The sequence below is a fragment of the Rhizobium terrae genome (assembly GCF_003425685.1).
Taxonomy (GTDB): domain Bacteria; phylum Pseudomonadota; class Alphaproteobacteria; order Rhizobiales; family Rhizobiaceae; genus Neorhizobium; species Neorhizobium terrae.
This window is the reverse complement of record NZ_QJKM01000006.1, coordinates 298,319-314,979: the sequence shown is the minus strand read 5'-3', so window position 1 is coordinate 314,979 and position 16,661 is coordinate 298,319. Positions and strand designations below refer to the sequence as shown.

The 16,661-nt window shown below is 61.2% G+C and carries 19 protein-coding genes; 10 read left to right on the top strand and 9 right to left on the bottom strand.

The window, feature by feature from the left end; genetic code table 11:
- Nucleotides 1-36 precede the first annotated feature (36 nt).
- Nucleotides 37-1,080, top strand: coding sequence for a DUF2278 family protein (locus DMO26_RS13505; RefSeq protein WP_117192588.1), 1,044 nt, complete (start codon nucleotides 37-39; stop codon nucleotides 1,078-1,080).
- Nucleotides 1,081-1,103: 23 nt separating this feature from the next.
- Here the strand turns inward: DMO26_RS13505 and DMO26_RS13500 are convergent, their stop codons facing one another.
- Entirely contained in the window at nucleotides 1,104-2,333 is a 1,230-nt protein-coding gene (locus tag DMO26_RS13500; protein WP_117192587.1) for an aminotransferase-like domain-containing protein, read from the bottom strand.
- 186 nt (nucleotides 2,334-2,519) lie between these two features.
- On the opposite strand from DMO26_RS13500, the gene DMO26_RS13495 reads away from it, so the two are divergent.
- Nucleotides 2,520-2,972, top strand: a complete 453-nt coding sequence (locus DMO26_RS13495) for an RbsD/FucU family protein (RefSeq protein ID WP_117192586.1) — start codon at nucleotides 2,520-2,522, stop codon at nucleotides 2,970-2,972.
- A 113-nt stretch (nucleotides 2,973-3,085) separates the two neighbouring features.
- On the opposite strand, the gene ilvC is transcribed toward DMO26_RS13495, so the two are convergent.
- Together ilvC and DMO26_RS13485 are read right to left on the bottom strand one after the other, a co-directional pair.
- Complete coding sequence (ilvC, locus tag DMO26_RS13490) at nucleotides 3,086-4,147, bottom strand: ketol-acid reductoisomerase (protein ID WP_226951295.1); 1,062 nt, start codon at nucleotides 4,145-4,147, stop codon at nucleotides 3,086-3,088.
- A complete protein-coding gene (locus tag DMO26_RS13485) occupies nucleotides 4,144-4,782 on the bottom strand; it encodes a TetR/AcrR family transcriptional regulator (RefSeq protein ID WP_117192584.1) in 639 nt (212 codons plus the stop codon). Before DMO26_RS13485 ends, ilvC begins: the two co-directional genes overlap by 4 nt.
- Nucleotides 4,783-4,945: 163 nt before the next feature.
- Here DMO26_RS13485 and DMO26_RS13480 point away from each other — a divergent pair, with 163 nt between their 5' ends.
- Nucleotides 4,946-5,308 carry a DUF4087 domain-containing protein gene (locus tag DMO26_RS13480; RefSeq protein ID WP_117192583.1) on the top strand — a complete coding sequence of 121 codons (363 nt, stop codon included), beginning with the start codon at nucleotides 4,946-4,948 and terminating at the stop codon, nucleotides 5,306-5,308.
- Between the two features lie 8 nt (nucleotides 5,309-5,316).
- On the opposite strand, the gene DMO26_RS13475 is transcribed toward DMO26_RS13480, so the two are convergent.
- Entirely contained in the window at nucleotides 5,317-6,222 is a 906-nt protein-coding gene (locus DMO26_RS13475) for an AraC family transcriptional regulator (protein ID WP_117192582.1), read from the bottom strand.
- Between the two features lie 205 nt (nucleotides 6,223-6,427).
- On the opposite strand from DMO26_RS13475, the gene DMO26_RS13470 reads away from it, so the two are divergent.
- A complete protein-coding gene (locus DMO26_RS13470) occupies nucleotides 6,428-7,474 on the top strand; it encodes an NAD(P)-dependent alcohol dehydrogenase (RefSeq protein WP_117192581.1) in 1,047 nt (348 codons plus the stop codon).
- Between the two features lie 204 nt (nucleotides 7,475-7,678).
- Here DMO26_RS13470 and DMO26_RS13465 read toward each other — a convergent pair whose 3' ends face one another.
- Nucleotides 7,679-8,074 carry a winged helix-turn-helix transcriptional regulator gene (locus tag DMO26_RS13465; RefSeq protein WP_226951294.1) on the bottom strand — a complete coding sequence of 132 codons (396 nt, stop codon included), beginning with the start codon at nucleotides 8,072-8,074 and terminating at the stop codon, nucleotides 7,679-7,681.
- A gap of 166 nt (nucleotides 8,075-8,240) precedes the next feature.
- On the opposite strand from DMO26_RS13465, the gene DMO26_RS13460 reads away from it, so the two are divergent.
- The 3 genes from DMO26_RS13460 (at nucleotide 8,241) to DMO26_RS13450 (ending at nucleotide 10,922) form a co-directional block, all read left to right on the top strand.
- Nucleotides 8,241-9,125: an SDR family oxidoreductase gene (locus DMO26_RS13460; RefSeq protein ID WP_117192579.1), complete on the top strand. Its 885-nt coding sequence runs from the start codon at nucleotides 8,241-8,243 to the stop codon at nucleotides 9,123-9,125.
- Nucleotides 9,126-9,204: 79 nt separating this feature from the next.
- Nucleotides 9,205-9,918, top strand: coding sequence for an aspartate/glutamate racemase family protein (locus DMO26_RS13455; RefSeq protein ID WP_117192578.1), 714 nt, complete (start codon nucleotides 9,205-9,207; stop codon nucleotides 9,916-9,918).
- A 59-nt stretch (nucleotides 9,919-9,977) separates the two neighbouring features.
- Nucleotides 9,978-10,922: a bifunctional helix-turn-helix transcriptional regulator/GNAT family N-acetyltransferase gene (locus DMO26_RS13450; RefSeq protein WP_117192577.1), complete on the top strand. Its 945-nt coding sequence runs from the start codon at nucleotides 9,978-9,980 to the stop codon at nucleotides 10,920-10,922.
- A gap of 19 nt (nucleotides 10,923-10,941) precedes the next feature.
- On the opposite strand, the gene DMO26_RS13445 is transcribed toward DMO26_RS13450, so the two are convergent.
- Nucleotides 10,942-11,694, bottom strand: coding sequence for a pyridoxine 5'-phosphate synthase (locus tag DMO26_RS13445; RefSeq protein ID WP_117192576.1), 753 nt, complete (start codon nucleotides 11,692-11,694; stop codon nucleotides 10,942-10,944).
- A gap of 350 nt (nucleotides 11,695-12,044) precedes the next feature.
- Between DMO26_RS13445 and DMO26_RS13440 the strand changes: the two genes are divergently transcribed.
- On the top strand, nucleotides 12,045-12,719 hold the full coding sequence (locus DMO26_RS13440; RefSeq protein WP_117192575.1) for a MerR family transcriptional regulator: 675 nt from the start codon (nucleotides 12,045-12,047) through the stop codon (nucleotides 12,717-12,719).
- A gap of 25 nt (nucleotides 12,720-12,744) precedes the next feature.
- Here DMO26_RS13440 and DMO26_RS13435 read toward each other — a convergent pair whose 3' ends face one another.
- Nucleotides 12,745-13,869 carry an ATP-dependent DNA helicase gene (locus tag DMO26_RS13435; RefSeq protein ID WP_117192574.1) on the bottom strand — a complete coding sequence of 375 codons (1,125 nt, stop codon included), beginning with the start codon at nucleotides 13,867-13,869 and terminating at the stop codon, nucleotides 12,745-12,747.
- A 110-nt stretch (nucleotides 13,870-13,979) separates the two neighbouring features.
- On the opposite strand from DMO26_RS13435, the gene DMO26_RS13430 reads away from it, so the two are divergent.
- Both DMO26_RS13430 and DMO26_RS13425 read left to right on the top strand, forming a co-directional pair.
- A complete protein-coding gene (locus DMO26_RS13430; protein ID WP_117192758.1) occupies nucleotides 13,980-15,260 on the top strand; it encodes an SDR family oxidoreductase in 1,281 nt (426 codons plus the stop codon).
- On the top strand, nucleotides 15,260-15,739 hold the full coding sequence (locus DMO26_RS13425; RefSeq protein ID WP_117192573.1) for a DUF2269 family protein: 480 nt from the start codon (nucleotides 15,260-15,262) through the stop codon (nucleotides 15,737-15,739). Before DMO26_RS13430 ends, DMO26_RS13425 begins: the two co-directional genes overlap by 1 nt.
- A gap of 2 nt (nucleotides 15,740-15,741) precedes the next feature.
- Here the strand turns inward: DMO26_RS13425 and DMO26_RS13420 are convergent, their stop codons facing one another.
- Both DMO26_RS13420 and DMO26_RS13415 read right to left on the bottom strand, forming a co-directional pair.
- Complete coding sequence (locus tag DMO26_RS13420) at nucleotides 15,742-16,218, bottom strand: SRPBCC family protein (protein WP_117192572.1); 477 nt, start codon at nucleotides 16,216-16,218, stop codon at nucleotides 15,742-15,744.
- Nucleotides 16,215-16,559: an ArsR/SmtB family transcription factor gene (locus DMO26_RS13415; protein ID WP_117192571.1), complete on the bottom strand. Its 345-nt coding sequence runs from the start codon at nucleotides 16,557-16,559 to the stop codon at nucleotides 16,215-16,217. Before DMO26_RS13415 ends, DMO26_RS13420 begins: the two co-directional genes overlap by 4 nt.
- Nucleotides 16,560-16,661: the final 102 nt, after the last annotated feature.

The following is a 16,661-nucleotide window of genomic DNA, read 5'->3' as shown; positions in this document are numbered from 1 at the left end:
TATGGCAGTGGCTCCGTAACCGGACGAGGGTTTGGCATGCTCCGCAATTACAAGGTACTCAAAGGGATAGCGTCGGATCTGACACTCGACGAGGACGAAGATCCGCATATCGAAATCCGTATCGAAGCCGCCGGCGTCAGTTATCGCATCGCCGTCAATGTCCGTTCCAAGGTTTCGCCGCACGACCTGCTCTACGCCAATGTCGTCGACTTCCGCGACCCGACGCTGACCGCAGAACTTGCAGCCCTGCCCATGGGTCTGACCGATCTGCGCAAGGATCGCCCCGATCTCGCCCTCGACTACGTGCGCGGCGGCTTCATCGAGCGCGAGGACATGAGCGTCGCTCCCTTCCAGATGACCGGCCCGAAAAACGACCTGCGCGACTTCATCGAGCCTCTGGTGCAGGAAGGAATGGAAAACGACGAGATCCATTTTTATGCCTTCGGCGAGGCATGGGGACCGGAACACAACAAGCCGGACCAGTATTTCGATTTCGAGCCCGGCAACGGCATCCACGACATCCACATGAACCAGGGCAATACCGGCGACTTCCGCCAGACCAACGGCCCGAACCAGGACGGCGCGCTGCTGGTCCATTTCACCGACACGGATGAATGGCTGGCGATCTTCCTCGCCTTCCAGTCCCAGAACTGGAATACGGACGCCGCGACCGGCCACCCGATCGGCGAAAACCGCGGCGGCCAAGGCCGCGGCGAAGGCACCCGCCGGCCGCAGACCGCGATCACCTCGTCGCTGCGCATCCTTGCCGCGATGATCAATCCGGTGAACCGCGCCGACCGAACGGAGGACGAGACGGTGACGCTGATCAATCGTTCGGACGCAGCGGTGACCCTTGACGGCTGGAAGATCCAGGATGGCGAAGGCCGCGGCCAGATCCTGTCGGGTTCGCTTGCGGCGGGCGAGTTGCGCACCTTCCCGCTCGACCCGGAAAACGGCGGGCCGCAGCTTGCCAACAAGGGCGGCGACATCATTCTGCTGACGGCGGATGGCGCCGTGGCCGACCGTGTCGGCTACGGCAAGAGCGAGACGGCAAACGAAGGCTGGACGACGATCTTCTGATCGTCGCCCTCACCCGGTCACACTCAGGCCGCAGCCGGAATGGCGTTGGCGATCAGGCGGCCGAGCCGCTTGATGCCTTCCTCGATCATCGCCTCGCTGGCGCACGAGAAGCTCATGCGCAGCGTGTTGGCATTGCTGCCGTCCGCATAGAAGGCCTTGCCCGGCACGAAGGCGACCTTCTCGGTGGCGATCGACTTGGCGAGCAGTTCGGCGCCGTCGATGCCCTCCGGCAGCGTGACCCAGACGAACATGCCGCCTTCGGGGCGTGTCCAGCTGGCATTTTTAGGCATGTACCTGTCCATAGCCGCCAGCATGGCGTCTCGACGCTTGCTGTAGACGGACCGGATTTTCGCGACCTGCGCGTCGAAGCCGCGCGAGGCGACATGCTCGATGGCAATCTGGTTGATCGTCGAGGAATGCAGGTCGGCGGCCTGTTTCATGAGAACGAGCTTGCGGATCACCGGCATGGCGGCGATCACGAAACCGACGCGCAGGCCGGGTGCCAGCGTCTTGGAGAAACTGCCGCTGTAGATCGTTCGGGTCTTCTCGATGTCACCGCCGTTGCGGGCGATGTCGAGCGCCATGATCGGTGGGATCGCCTCGCCGTCATAACGCAGGTGCTGATAGGCCGCGTCCTCGAGGATAGCGATATCCAGTTCGTCGGCCAGTTGCAGCAGCTTTTCACGGCCGGCGCGGTCGACGGTTTCGCCGGTCGGGTTGGAAAAGTCCGACGACAGATAGGCGAACTTGACGCTGCCGCCGGCCTTGGCGGCCGTCTCGCGATAGGCTTCCGGCGTACGGTTGCCGTTGAGCGACAGCTTGTCGTAGCTCGGCTCGTATGCGTTGAAGGCCGAGAGCGCGCCGAGATAGGTCGGCCAGGTAACGAGCGCCGTATCCTTCGGCGACAGGAAGAGCTTGCCGAGATAATCGAGCGCCTGCTGCGAACCCGACGTGATGAAGACGTTGTCGGGCGTGCAGTCGATGCCGATCTTGGCAACGTCGCGGGCGATCCATTCGCGCAGCGGCTTGTAACCTTCGCTGACCGAATACTGCAGCGCCGATCCCACCTGCGCACTCGAAAAGATGTCCGAATAGGCTTCCTTGAAGGCCGCATCCGGAAACAGCGCCGGATCCGGAATCCCCCCTGCGAAAGAGATGATGTCGGGCTGGTCGAGCAGTTTCAGCAGTTCGCGGATTTCCGAGGCGCGCATGCGGCTGGAGCGTGTCGCGAAGATTTGTTCCCAATCAAGCACGGGATGTTTCCTCTTATTTCAATTTTGTATGAGCCATCTTTACACAACGATCGATAGGTCAGCAAGGCTGACCTATCGTGTTTTTTCTGATTTCATTTGTTTAGCACCACCCGGACAGGCTTGCCAGAAGACCGAAGAAAAGACAGGTTCGGCACGAAGCGACGGAGTGCGCCTGAGGAGAACAGTATGCTCAAGAACATCGACCCGATATTAAACGCCGACGTGCTTCATGCCCTGCGCTCCATGGGCCACGGCGATACCTTGGCGCTCGTAGACACCAATTTTCCGGCCGATGCGGTTGCCCGACAGACGGTGCTCGGCAAACTGCTGAGGACGGACAATATCTCCGCGGCGCGGGCGATGCGCGCAATCCTGTCCGTACTGCCCCTCGACACGCCTCTTCAGCCTTCCGTCGGCCGGATGGAAGTCATGGGGAATCCGGAAGAAATCCCCCTCACCCAACAGGAAGTTCAGGCTGAGATCGACGCCGTCGAAGGAAAATCGGCGCCGATGTACGGCATCGAGCGCTTTGCCTTCTACGAAAAGGCAAAGAAGGCCTATTGCGTCATCGCAACGGGGGAAACCCGCTTCTACGGCTGCTTCCTCCTCACCAAGGGCGTGATATCCCCGGAAACATGACCGATGTCCAGCGGCCAAAAAACCGCCATACCAATTAAGTCCGACAAACACGACATACGTAAAAAGGCCCGGGAATTCACCCGAGCCTTTTCATTTCGCTGTATATTTGAGACTTAGTTGACGCTCTTGTCGACCAGCTTGTTCTTGCCGATCCAGGGCATCATGCCGCGCAGCTTGGCGCCGACTTCTTCGATCTGGTGGCTGTCGTTCATGCGGCGGATGCCCTTGAAGCGGGCCATGCCGGAACGGTATTCCTGCATCCATTCCGAGGTGAACTTGCCGGTCTGGATGTCCTTGAGCACACGCTTCATCTCGGCCTTGGTCTCGTCGGTGATGATGCGCGGACCGGTGACGTATTCGCCCCACTCGGCCGTGTTGGAGATCGAGTAGTTCATGTTGGCGATACCGCCTTCATAGATCAGGTCGACGATCAGCTTCACTTCGTGCAGGCATTCGAAATACGCCATTTCCGGCGCATAGCCGCCTTCGACCAGCGTTTCGAAGCCGGCGCGGATGAGTTCGACGAGACCGCCGCACAGAACGACCTGTTCGCCGAAGAGATCAGTTTCGCACTCTTCCTTGAAATTGGTCTCGATGATGCCCGAACGACCGCCGCCGACGCCGCAGGCGTAGGAAAGCGCGAGCTCAAGCGCATTGCCGGAAGCGTTCTGGTGAACGGCGACGAGGCAGGGAACGCCGCCGCCCTTCTGATATTCGCCGCGGACGGTGTGTCCCGGGCCCTTCGGCGCGATCATCACGACGTCGACCGAAGCCTTCGGCTCGATCAGGCCGAAATGGACGTTGAGGCCGTGTGCGAAGGCGATCGCCGCGCCGTCGCGGATATTCGGAGCGATGTCCGACTTGTAGATGTCGGCCTGCAGTTCATCCGGGGTCGCCATCATCATGAGATCCGCCCACTTGGCGGCTTCGGCGACGGTCATCACCTTGAAACCGTCGGCCTCGGCCTTCTTGACGGTCGGCGAACCGGCCTTGAGCGCGATCGCGACGTTCTTGGCGCCCGAATCCTTCAGGTTCAGCGCGTGCGCGCGACCCTGGGAGCCGTAGCCGATGATGGCGACGTTCTTGGCCTTGATGAGGTTGATATCGGCATCCCGATCGTAATAGACGCGCATCGTTTTTCCTTCCCTATGCGTGTGTTCGTAGGTGTTGGTTATCGTCCTGCGGAAGCGCGATGCGCATCCGCCGATTGTTTCTGCGTGCCGTGCAGGATCAGGAAGGCTTCGACCGCCTTCTGCGCCTGGCGCGCATTGTCCTTGAGGCCCGGTTCGCCAAGCAGCATGCGCACATGCAGGTCGGAGACGATCAGGCCGTAAAGCGTGTGATAGGCCGCATCCGCGCTGTCGAAACGCAGCAGCCCTGCCCTCTTCCCCTGGTCGATCAGCGCCATGGCGCGGCGGTCGATCTGCCGGCGGCCGTGTTCGAGCAGAAGCTTGCCGAGCTTCGAACCGTCGCGATGCGACTGGCCGATGGCAAGCCGGTTGAGCGCCAGCGACACGTCGCCGGCCAGCACTTCGAGCAGATCGCGCGCAAAAAGCTCCAGGTGATCGCGCAGCAGATCCGCCGTCAGCCGTTCGCCGGAACGTTCATGGGTGCGCACCTTGGCCGCCTGGTGGGCGATCATCGCGGCAAGCAGACCTTCGCGGTCGCCGAACCACTTGTAGAGACTTTCCTTCGAACAGTTGGCGGCACGCGCCAGGCCGGATGTCGTCAGCGCCTTTTCGCCACCTTCCACGAGCAGCCGAAGCGCCTGTTCCAGAACGGTGTTCTGGCGGGGCGAAAATTCCGGCATGTCGGTCGCGTCGGGTCTCACGGTTTTAATCCTTATTGCGTACCGTACGGTACGGTTCCGTTCGTATAAACCATTCGTCGCAGCCGTCAAGCCGGTTTCGAAATCATGGTCCTTTCAAGAAATACGGCTATTCTGGATGCACACCGTGTTGGGGGAATCAACCATGAAACGCATATCCGGCCTGCCGGCCGCGCTTGTCCTCGCCGCTCTTCCGGCTTTTGCCCAGGCTGCGGAAACCCGCTGCGGCTGGATTCAGAATCCGACGCCGCGCAACTGGTGGCTGGAAGACCGCGACAATACCTGGACGATCATGACGCAGGGGCCTGACGACGAGGAGCCGGAAGGCATGGATCTCATCCCTGACATTTCGGAAAAGGAATTCGTCAAGACCAACGGCTACTATGGTTATGCCTGCGCCTGCCTGTCGGTCGAAACGGATGGCGAGGAACGGATCACCAGGATCCTCTCCTTCAAACAGCTCAAGCTTTCCCAATGCCGTAACGACAAGTCGCTATCCAAGGGCTGACGGTCGGCTTATTCGGCAGCCGCTTCCAGCAGGGTTTCGACATCCCGCGCCGGCGACATGCCGTAAAGACGGCTGTATTCGCGGCTGAACTGCGACTGGCTCTGGTAACCGACACGGTGGCCGGCCATCCCGGCATCCAGCCGCTCGAACAGCATCAGCCGCCGCGCCTCGTGCAGGCGCAACTGCTTCTGATATTGGACGGGCGTCATCGCGGTGATCGCCTTGAAGTGATGGTGGAACGAGGACACGCTCATGTTGACGTGTTCGGCGAGGTCTTCGATCCGCAGTGTCCGCGCGAAATTCTCCCGCAGCCAGGCGATGGCACGGGATATCCGGTTGCCGTGGCTGTCGGCGATCGCGATGCTGATCAGCTGGTCTCCGGCAGGTCCGGTCAGAATCCGGTAGAGGAGTTCCTGCTCGATCAATGGCGCCATGGCGGCAATGTCGTTCGGATTATCGAGCAAACGGAAAAACCTCAGCGCCGCGTCGAAAAGCTCCGGCGTCGCATCGTTGACGACGATGCCGCGCTGGGCAATGCCAGTCATCACCGGCTTGCGCATGTCGATGCGGTTGAGCAGGTCGAGAAGCTTTTCGCTGTTGATGGCAAGCGTCACGCAGAAATGCGGAGATTCGGGACTAGCCTCGACCACGCGCCAGGTTACCGGCAGATCGAGCGAGGTCAGGAGATAGGAACCCGGACCGTAATTGATCGTATCTGAGCCCAACTGCACGCATTTCTGCCCCTGGATGACCATTGCGAAACAGGGGCGATAGCTGCCGTGACACGGGGCGCTCGGCGTCGAGCGACGGCTGATCGCCAGGCCCTCGATCCCCGTCTGGAATTCGCCCTCGTCCGGCGCAAAGCGGGCGGCGATCGAGGCAATCTCCTGATAGCGATTGAACGGCAGCGTCATGCAGATGGCTTTCGAATGAGAAACAGGCCCGGGGCTCGATGAGCCTTATCTAGAATGCGTTCGGCCTCCGGCAAAGGCCCCGACGACGGACTTTTGCAGGATCGTGCAAAAAGCTGACAGGATCGGTCTAACGCCCTTGCGTTCTTTGCCGGCATAGTCCGCCCCGTTCAATTCCCTCCCAACCATCAGCTGAATGGAGCTCTTCATGGCCATTGCCAGAGGCTATGCCGCGACCGACGCGTCGCAACCCTTGACGCCCTTTACCTTCGAGCGCCGCGCACCGAATGCCGACGACGTCGTCATCTCGATCGAATATTGCGGCGTCTGCCATTCCGACATCCACCAGGCCCGCAACGAATGGGGCTTTTCGAAATACCCGATGGTGCCCGGCCACGAAATCGTCGGCACGGTATCGGCCGTCGGCTCTTCCGTGACGAAATTCAAGGTCGGCGACAAGGTCGGCGTCGGCTGCTTCGTCGACAGTTGCGTTGGCTGCGCCACCCGCGACCTCGACAACGAACAGTATATGCCGGGCCTGGTGCAGACCTATAACGACGTCGAAGCCGATGGCAAGACGCCGACCCATGGCGGTTATTCCGACTCGATCGTCGTCAAGGAAGGTTACGTCCTGTCGATCCCAGACAATCTGCCGCTGGACGCAGCAGCCCCGCTGCTTTGCGCCGGCATCACGCTTTATTCGCCACTCAGGCACTGGAATGCCGGCCCCGGTAAGAAGGTCGCGATCGTCGGCATGGGCGGCCTCGGCCATATGGGTGTCAAGCTCGGCGCCGCCATGGGTGCGGATGTCACCGTGCTTTCCCAGACGCTGTCCAAGAAGGAAGACGGGCTGAAGCTCGGCGCCAGGGAATATTACGCCACAAGCGATGCGGAGACCTTCGCCAAGCTCGCCGGCACATTCGACCTGATCATCTGCACGGTCGGCGTCGCGATCGACTGGAACGCCTATCTCGGCCTTCTGAAAGTCAACGGCTCCATGGTCCTTGTCGGCGTTCCGGAGCACGCCGTGCCGGTCCACGCGTTCTCGCTCATCCCCGGCCGCCGGAGCCTTTCCGGCTCGATGATCGGCTCGATCAAGGAGACCCAGGAAATGTTGGATTTCTGCGGCGAGCACGGCATCGTCTCGGAGATCGAGAAGATCGACATCCAGAACATCAACGATGCATTCGAACGGGTGGTGAAAAGCGATGTGCGCTACCGCTTCGTGATCGACATGGCATCCCTGAAGGCCTGACACCGCTTTCGATCCGTCAAAGGGAAAGGGCGGCCTGCGTGCCGCCCTTTTACGGTTCGAGCCTTGCTGCCAAAGCCTGGAATCTGGCCGAACGCCACGATGAACAACGCCGCACTATCTCAGAGTGCTCTTGCCGACATGGGGATCCCGCAATCAACGTGCCGGACAGGCCCTGCTCCGTACCGGCCTGCGTCTTCGGCGCAATCAGGCGAGTTCGCTTTCGTCAAACTTCACCCGCGCCGCCTTCACCGAGGCATGGTTCTCCCCCGCCCATAAGAGTACTTTCGACAGCGGCTCGAACAGCGAGCGGCCGAGATCGGTCATACGGTATTCGACACTCGGCGGCTTGGTTGGGAAAACCTCGCGCTCGATATAACCATCGCGCTGCAGGTCGCGCAGCGTCTGGGTCAGCATGCGCTGGGAAATGTCCGGCACCAGCCGACGCAGTTCGCCGAAGCGATAAGGCTTGTGCGCCAGCGCTTCGAGCAGCAGCGTCGACCACTTGCCGGCAATCCGGTCGAGAACGTCGCGCACCGGGCAATTGCCCATGTCCCAGGTTTGCGTGTCGCATTCCTGACCGTTCAGCATGCGCTTTTCCATCAGGTAAATGGCCATGGGTGGTTCCTTGGAGGTAACGATCTCCCTCAAAACTGCCTCCTTTACAGCACGAAGTCAATTCTTATTCTAGTGCTAGTCTCTTTTTGAGACCAACAACCATCTCGCCACAGGCAAGTGTGCGAGCATGCCCCAAGGAAAGGGATAGGACATGACCAGACTTCTCGTCACCGGTGCTGCCGGACAACTCGGCCGCGCGGTGCTCCACCACCTGCTCGAAACCCAGAAGGTCGCGCCCGGCGATCTGATCGCCGCAAGCCGCGACCCGGGCAGGCTCGCCGACATCGCCGCCAGGGGTGTTGAGACCCGCGCCGCCGATTTCAAGGACGAGGAGGGCCTCGCAAAAGCCTTTGCCGGCGCAGATCGTGTCCTGATCATCTCCACCGACGACCTCGCCACACCGGGTGGTCGGCTGAAGCAGCATAAGACGGCGGTCGCTGCCGCGATGAAGGCGGGCGTCAAGCATCTCGTCTACACCTCCATGCCCAACCCGGACAGATCGCTGGTCAGCTTCGCTCCCGATCATCTTGGCACCGAGGAGGCGATCAAGGCGAGTGGCATCCCTTACACGATCCTGCGCAATTCCTGGTACCACGACAATTACCTGTTGGGCATGCCGCACAACCTGCAGGCCGGCAAATGGTATACTGCCATGGGCGCCGGCAAGCTCAGCAATATCAGCCGTGACGACTGCGCCCGTGCCGCCGCATCCGCGCTCTCCAACCCTCCGGCCGGCAGCCAGGTGCTGACGCTGACCGGTCAGGAATCGCTGACCGCCGAGGAAATCGCCGCCCGTGTTTCCGCCGCCGCCGGAAAGCCGCTGGACGTCGTACACGTCACCGACGAACAGCTTGGCCAGGGCCTGACGGGCGCCGGCCTGCCCGATTTCGTGGTCAAGATGCTGGTCTCGGCCGATGCCAACATGCGCGCCGGCAATTTTGATCTGGTCACGGGCGATTTCGAAGCCCTGACCGGTCGGAAACCGCAATCGCTCGCCAGCTATTTCGAAGAGCAGAAGGCTGCCCTCGCCGGCTGAGATTCAAGAAGGATTGCAAATCTCCAAATTTCACGATATTGAGATGGAGTTGCTAAATTCTGTCTTATTTGGAGAAAAAATGCGCAGGATCGGATTGATTGGTGGCATGAGTTTCGAAAGCACTGCGGTGTATTATCGGCTCATCAACGAAATGGTCCGTGATCGCCTCGGCGGGCTCGCTTCCGCCGATATTCTCCTCCACTCGGTCAACTTCGCCGAGATCGTCGAAATGCAGAAGGCCGGCCGCTGGGATCTGGCGGCCGCACATCTGGCAGCAAGTGCCGAAAACCTGAAAAAAGCCGGTGCCGAATGTGTGCTGATCTGCACCAACACCATGCATCTCATCGCGCGCGAGGTGCAGGCGGCCGTCGACGTTCCGCTCGTCCACATCATCGATGAAACGGCTGGGGCGCTCAAGGCGCAGGGCTTGAAACGCCCCCTCCTGCTCGCCACCCGCTACACGATGGAACATGGCTTTTATGCGGAACACATGAAGGCGCTCGGCATCGATGTCGTCGTGCCGGAGGCGGACGATCGCACCGACATCCACAACATCATCTTCAACGAACTTTGCGCCGGCACCGTGCTCGATGCCTCCCGCAGACGCGCCATCGCGATGATCGAGAAGGCCAAGGCGGCAGGCGCCGACAGCATCATCCTCGGATGCACCGAAATCTGCCTTCTGCTCGATCCCGCAAACCTGCCGCTTCCCGGCGTCGATTCCACCGCGGTCCATGCCGAGGCTGCCGTCGATTTCGCACTTGCCGGTCATGTGGCAGTTCAGGCGGCATAATTTTATTTGACTCAGTCCAATAAATAGTGGACTGAATCTCCCCACAGGAGATTCAGCTCATGACCGACCCCGCCTTTCTCGATACCGTCCGCGCCTTCAACCGTTTCTACACCAACAAGCTCGGACTGCTTTCCAAGAGCTACCTCGAAACCCCTTACACGCTGACCGAAGCGCGCATCCTTTACGAGATGGGCGCAAGGCAGCGCGTCTCGGCGACCGAGCTCAACCGGGATCTCGGTCTCGACCCTGCCTATCTCAGCCGGCTCCTCAAGAAATTCCGGGAGGCGGGCTTCATAGACGGCGAACCCGATCCCGTCGACGGACGCAGCCAGATTCTGGTTGTCACCGACAAGGGACAAGCGGAATACGAAATGCTCGGCGCCCTCTCCCGCCGGCAGCTGACCGAGGAATTGCAGCATGTGGACGAAGCCGGCCGCGAAAACCTGATCGGTTCGATGCAGACCATCCGCGCCCTTCTCGATCCGGGTCAGGCGGCCCGGGCGCCGCTCGTCATCCGTCCGCACCGCATCGGCGACATGGGCTGGCTCATCGAGACCCAGGCGGTCGCCTACACGCGCGAATACGGCTGGAATGAAAAATTCGAAGGCCTCGTCGCCGAGGTCGCCGGCAGGTTCATCGCCAATTTCAACCCGGAGCGGGAGCGCTGCTGGATTGCCGAACGCGACGGCCGGCGGGTTGGCTCGGTGGTTGTGGCCGATGGCGGCGGCGACACCGCCAAGCTGCGGCTTCTCTATCTCGATCCCGCCGCGCGCGGCCTCGGTCTTGGTCGCACGCTCGTCGACCAGTGCATCAAGTTCTCGACCTTAGTCGGCTACAGAAAGCTGTCATTGTGGACCAATGATTGCCTGACGGCGGCGCTCAGGATCTACACGACCGCCGGCTTCCGGCTCGTCTCCGAGGAGAGACATGCGATGTTCGGGCCGGAATGCGTCGGGCAGACCTGGGAACTCGACCTCGGCGAAGCGAAGCTTTCGGCGGCCTGAGAGCGAGGTCGGGCCGCAATCACACCGCTTGCCCGCAGGCGCGCCGGAAGCGGCGAACCGTCTCCGCCATGCCGTATTCCAGCGCATCCGCCGTCAGTCCGTGACCGATCGAGACCTCGGCGAGCCTCGGAATGCGCTTCACCAGCGCCGGCAGGTTGGCGACCGTCAGGTCGTGGCCCGCATTGACGTCCAGCCCTTCGCGGAAGGCGGCATCTGCCGTCCGGCCGAGTTTTTCGAGGATCTCGGTGCCAAGCTCTGGATTATCGAAACAGCCGCCATAAGGCCCGGTATAAAGTTCGATCCGGTCGGCGCCCGTTGCTTTGGCCAGCTTCACCGCTTCCACGTCGCCGTCGCCATCGGCAAACAGCGAAACCCGCATGCCGCCTTTCTTGAGCCGCGCCACGATCGGCTTCAGCCATTCTCCGCTCGCCCGGAAGTCGAAACCGTGGTCCGAGGTCGCCTGGGCAGGATCGTCCGGAACCAACGTCACCTGCTCGGGTTCGGTCCTCTCGCAAAGCGCCAGAAAATCCTCGCTCGGATAACCTTCGATATTGAACTCGGCATGCGGGAATTCATCATCGATCAGCGCCCGGATCACCGGCAGGTCGGAAAAGCGGATATGCCGCTGGTCGGGCCGCGGATGCACGGTAAGACCGGCAGCGCCGGCCTGAAGCGCGATACGCCCCAGCGCTTCGACGCTCGGCCAGGGAAGATCGCGTCGGTTGCGCAGCATGGCGACGGCATTGAGATTGACGGAAAGCTTGGTCGGCATGGCAAATCCCAGGGCTCGAAGAAATCGCCCTGCTTTTAGGCCATGCGCTGCCGGAAGGCCACCAGCCTTGGAAAATTGCACTCATAAAGAGTTTTGATGGACAAGAATTCACGGGGGAGGCGGGGCTACCATTTTCTAAAATTTTACGTAACGTATTGCTAACAGAATTCGCCGGAAGGGTCCAAGGCGGCGGAAATTAGGGCCTGGACGGTGAATTCTGCCACCTAGTCGATCGGATCCGCATTTTCCGTACCGAGGACAATCCATTGGGGGTCTTGCCGAAATAGCAACCCCAGGATGTAGCGTGACTGACACGCCATTTCGCAGGAGACCCGATGCGGAGCGATGTAATGCATAGGATAACCGGAGGCGACACTCCCATTGGGAGCCCCGGACCATTCAGTTTCCTCCCCCAGATCACCCTGCCATTCGAAATTCCCGAACAGCCGGTCGCGATCGCCGAGATGGCGGACATGTTCGGCGTTACCCATCGCACGCTGCACTTCTATGAGGAAAAGGGCCTGATCACGGCCAAGCGCTCCGGGACGATGCGGGTCTACAACAGCGAGAATATCCAGCAGATGGCGGTCATCAACGCCTGCCGCGAGATCGGAATTTCCGTCGCCGCCATCCAGGATCTGATGGAGGAGCTCGCCGGCGCCAGCAGCCAGGAAGAAGCCGATGAATTGTTCCACGCCATGCTTGCCCGGCGCAAGCGCGAACTGACCTCCGACATTTCCAATATCCGCCGGCAGATGCAGCAGATCGAAAACCTGCTGACGGGCGAAGAAACGGATGACGGTCCCGAAACGGCGAGGCCGATGCAGCTTGTTCTGACGGATCGGGAAAAGCAGTGTCTCGCCCTGATGGCGGAAGGTTATTCCGCCCCGCGCCTTGCCCGCACGCTCAACCTCGAATTCGAAGACCTGCGGCAGATGGAAGACGGCATCATCCGCAAATTCCAGGCCACCAACCGTTTTCAGGCAGTCGCCAAGGCGGTTCTGCTCGGCATCGTGCCGAACTGATCCTGCCGAACTGTACTGCAAGAAATCAGCGGACGATCGTCAGCGTCTCGGCGGCGCGGGTGATCGCCGTATAAAGCCAGCGTTCGCGCGTGTCGCGAAAGGCCCAGCTCTCGTCGAACAGCACGACCCGGTTCCACTGCGAACCTTGAGCCTTGTGCACGGTCAGCGCATAACCGTAGTCGAACTCGTCGTAGCGCTTGCGCGTCGACCAGGGGATTTCCTCCTCGGTCTCGAAAACCTGCTTCAGAAGCTTGATCTTGGCCGCGCCACGATCCATGTCGTCGTCTTCCGGCTTGATCATCAGGTTGATGCCGGGTTTCACGGTCTCTCGCGACGAACTCATCACCTGCCACAGCGAACCGTTGAGCAGGCCCTTGGCGGGGTCGTTCCGGAGGCAGACAAGCTTGTCGCCGGATTGCGGATATTCCGCCGTGAACCCTTTGAGCTCCCGAAGCCGCTGATTGTAGCGCTTGCGGGTCTTGTTGGTGCCGACCAGGACTTGGTCGGCCTCCAGCACCAGCGGCTGGGTCACCTCGTTCCGGGAAATCACCTGGGCGGTGCCGTAGTCTCCGTACATGATCTCCTTGCCCTCGCGCACGTCCATGGCAAGTTTGATGATCGGGTTGTCGCGGGCCTGGCGATGGATTTCCGTCAACAGGTAATCCGGTTCCTGCTCGGTGAAGAACCCGCCGCCTGAGACCGGCGGCAACTGGCCGGGATCGCCGAGCACCAGGATCGGCGTCCCGAAGCTCATCAGGTCCTTGCCGAGCGCCTCGTCCACCATCGAGCATTCGTCGATGATGATCAGCGCCGCCTTGGCGACCGGGCTCTGCCGGTTGATGGAAAACATCGGCGCGATCGAGGTCTTGCCGGTTTCCTCGTCCTCGACCGCCTCCTCGCCGCGCGGCCGGTAGATCAGCGAGTGGATCGTCTTGGCGTTGCGCGCGCCGCGCGAGCGAAGCACCTGCGCCGCCTTGCCGGTGAAAGCTGCAAACAGCACATCGCCGTCCACATGTTCGGCGAAATATTTCGCAAGCGTCGTCTTGCCGGTGCCGGCATAACCGAACAGCCGGAAAACCTGGCTGCGGCCCTCTTTCAGCCAGTTCGAAACGGCCTTCAGGGCCTCATCCTGTTGCGGTGCAAATTGCATGGCCGCGACTTGGCAGGATTCGAATGGCAAGCGCAACAGAAAAAGAACGAAAGATGAATCAAAACCGGGGAGGCTGTTCTCTCGTCACGCGCAGCGCCTATGCTCGAATCATGAAGATTCTGATTCTCGGCGCAACGGGTTTTATCGGTTCGGCGATCCTGCAAAGGCTCGTCGCCGATGGACATGCGGTCACCGGCCTTGGTCGCAGCCCGGAAAAGGCCCGCCTGAAATGGCCGACCGCCCGATGGCTCAACGCCGATCTTGCGACACTGTCGGTTGCCGGCTGGCGGCCCCTGATCGAGGACCAGGACGTCATCGTCAATTGCGCCGGTGCACTGCAGGACGGTTTGTCTGATGATCTTCTTGCCACCCAACAGAACGCCATGCTGGCGCTCTATGAAGCTGCGAAATTGGCTTGCGGCAGGCTAATCGTCCAGATTTCAGCCCGTACCGACGGCGTAGCCGGCACGCTCGCCTTCCTCGCCACCAAACGCCGGGCGGACGAGGCGCTCGCGGCAAGCGGCCTTCCCTTCGTCATCCTGCGGCCGGCCCTCGTGATCGGCCGGAATGCCCATGGCGGCACGGCGCTTCTGCGATCTCTGGCAAGTTTTCCCGGCGTCCTGCCACTCATCCATGCGGAAAGCCCGGTCGCCACGGTTTCGGTCGATGATGTCGCCGAGGCTGTGTCGCGTGCGGTGGACGGCTCCATTCCGCCGGCAAACGATCTCGATCTCGCGTCGGAAAGAACCACCACGCTCGCCGATCTGGTGCGGCTGCACCGCGCGTGGCTCGGCCTCGATGCAGCGGCTCTAGTCCTGCTGCCGCCTGTTTTGGCAAAACCCGTTGCCTGGGCCGCCGATCTCGCGGGAAACCTCGGCTGGCGTTCGCCGCTCCGTTCGACGGCAATAACCGCCATGTCCGAAGGCGTCCTGAGCACGCGGCCCACGCCCGCCGGCCTCTACCTCGCTGATGCCGCCGCCACGCTCGCCGGATATCCGAGCGGCGTGCAGGACCTCTGGTTCGCCCGCCTCTATCTGCTGAAGCCTGTGATCATCCTAACGCTCTCCCTTTTCTGGCTCCTGTCCGGCCTGATCCCGCTCATGAGCCTCGACGCCGCAGCCGCACATTTCCTGCCCTTCATGCCGATTCCGGCCGCAACGGCTGTAACGATCGGCACCTGCTTCGTCGATATCCTGCTTGGCCTTGCCGTTCTCCTGCGTCCGGCAGCGAGAAAAGCGTTCCTCGGCATGATCGCCGTCAGCCTCGCATATCTCGCCGGCGGCAGCATAATGGAACCTCAGCTCTGGCTTGATCCGCTCGGGCCAATGGTCAAGGTCCTGCCGTCACTCGCCCTCACCCTGACGGCGCTTGCCACGCTGGACGAACGCTGATGGAAGTTGAAAGCATCCTTCGCCTTCTGCATGTCATCGGCGCCACCGTGCTTTTGGGAACCGGCGCCGGCATCGCCTTCTTCATGGTGATCGCCCGCCGCACCGAAGACCCGAAGCTCATAGCCCATACCGCCAATACGGTGGTGCTCGCCGACACGATCTTCACCGCCACCGCCGTGGTGCTGCAGCCGGTCACCGGTTATCTGATGGCAAGGACCACCGGCTGGTCGCTGACGGACGGCTGGATCGTGCTTTCGTTGATTCTCTATGTGATGACCGGCCTCTTCTGGCTGCCAGTCGTCTGGATCCAGATCCGCCTGCGAGATATCGCCCGCACGGCCCAGGCGAATGCATCGCCCCTGCCGCCAGAATGGTTTAGGCTCTACCGCATCTGGTTCGCCTGCGGTTTCCCGGCCTTCTTCGCCGTTATCGGCATCTTCTGGCTGATGCTGACGAAGCCGGACATCCGGCTGGTCTAGCGCTACTGCCTGCTTTCGACCATCTTCGCCAGTTGGCTAATCACCGTGCCCCAGCCGTCGAAAAATCCCAATTCGTCATGCATCTTCCGGTCGTCCGGGCTCTTGTGCATGACATGCGCCAGATATTCCGTTCCCTCGGCATGATCGTTGAAGGAAACGATCGCCGTCATGAACGGCTGCTCCGCCGGCCGCCAGCCGCCGGTCAGGGCATTCGTGAAGACGATTCTGCGCCCCTCCTCGACAGCCAGAAAACAGGCGTTCAGGTGCGGCCCGAATTCTCCGCCGTTCTCGCTCATCTGCGTCTCGAAGGCGCCGCCCGGCCGGATGTCCATCGCCACGACGCGGCAGAGTGCCGGTGCGGGAATCCACCATTGTTCGAAACTCGCCTTGTCCGTCCAGGCATTCCAGATCGCCGAACGCGGCGCCTTGATGACCCGCGAGATAGTGAGGTCGAGATCCGGATTGAAACCCTGCATCATTTGCCTTTCTCCCTGTCCTGTTTCGCCAGAACGAATTGTTCGAGCCTGTCGGTGCGGCCGTCCCAGATGGCCCGCTGTTCGGAAAGCCAGCCCTCGACCATCGCAAACCTCGATCGCTGGAGAGAACAGGTCCTGACCCGTCCCTCCTTTTCCGTGCGGATGAGACCGCTCTCCTCCAGGAAGCGGATGTGCTTCATGAAGGAAGGCAGCGCCATGTCGAAAGGTGCCGCGAGATCGCTGATGCTCGCCGGTCCCGTGCCGAGCCGTACCAGGACCGCCCTGCGGGTCGGATCCGCCAGCGCCTGGAACAGCCCGTCCAGCTGTTCCGAATAGTTTTCCATAAGGCTAAGTATCATCTGCAAACACTTAGCTCAAGAGATAACTATCGATTTTTTGAAGAATCTTCCGAAGACGACGGAATAAATCCGCATCCTCCGGTGTCT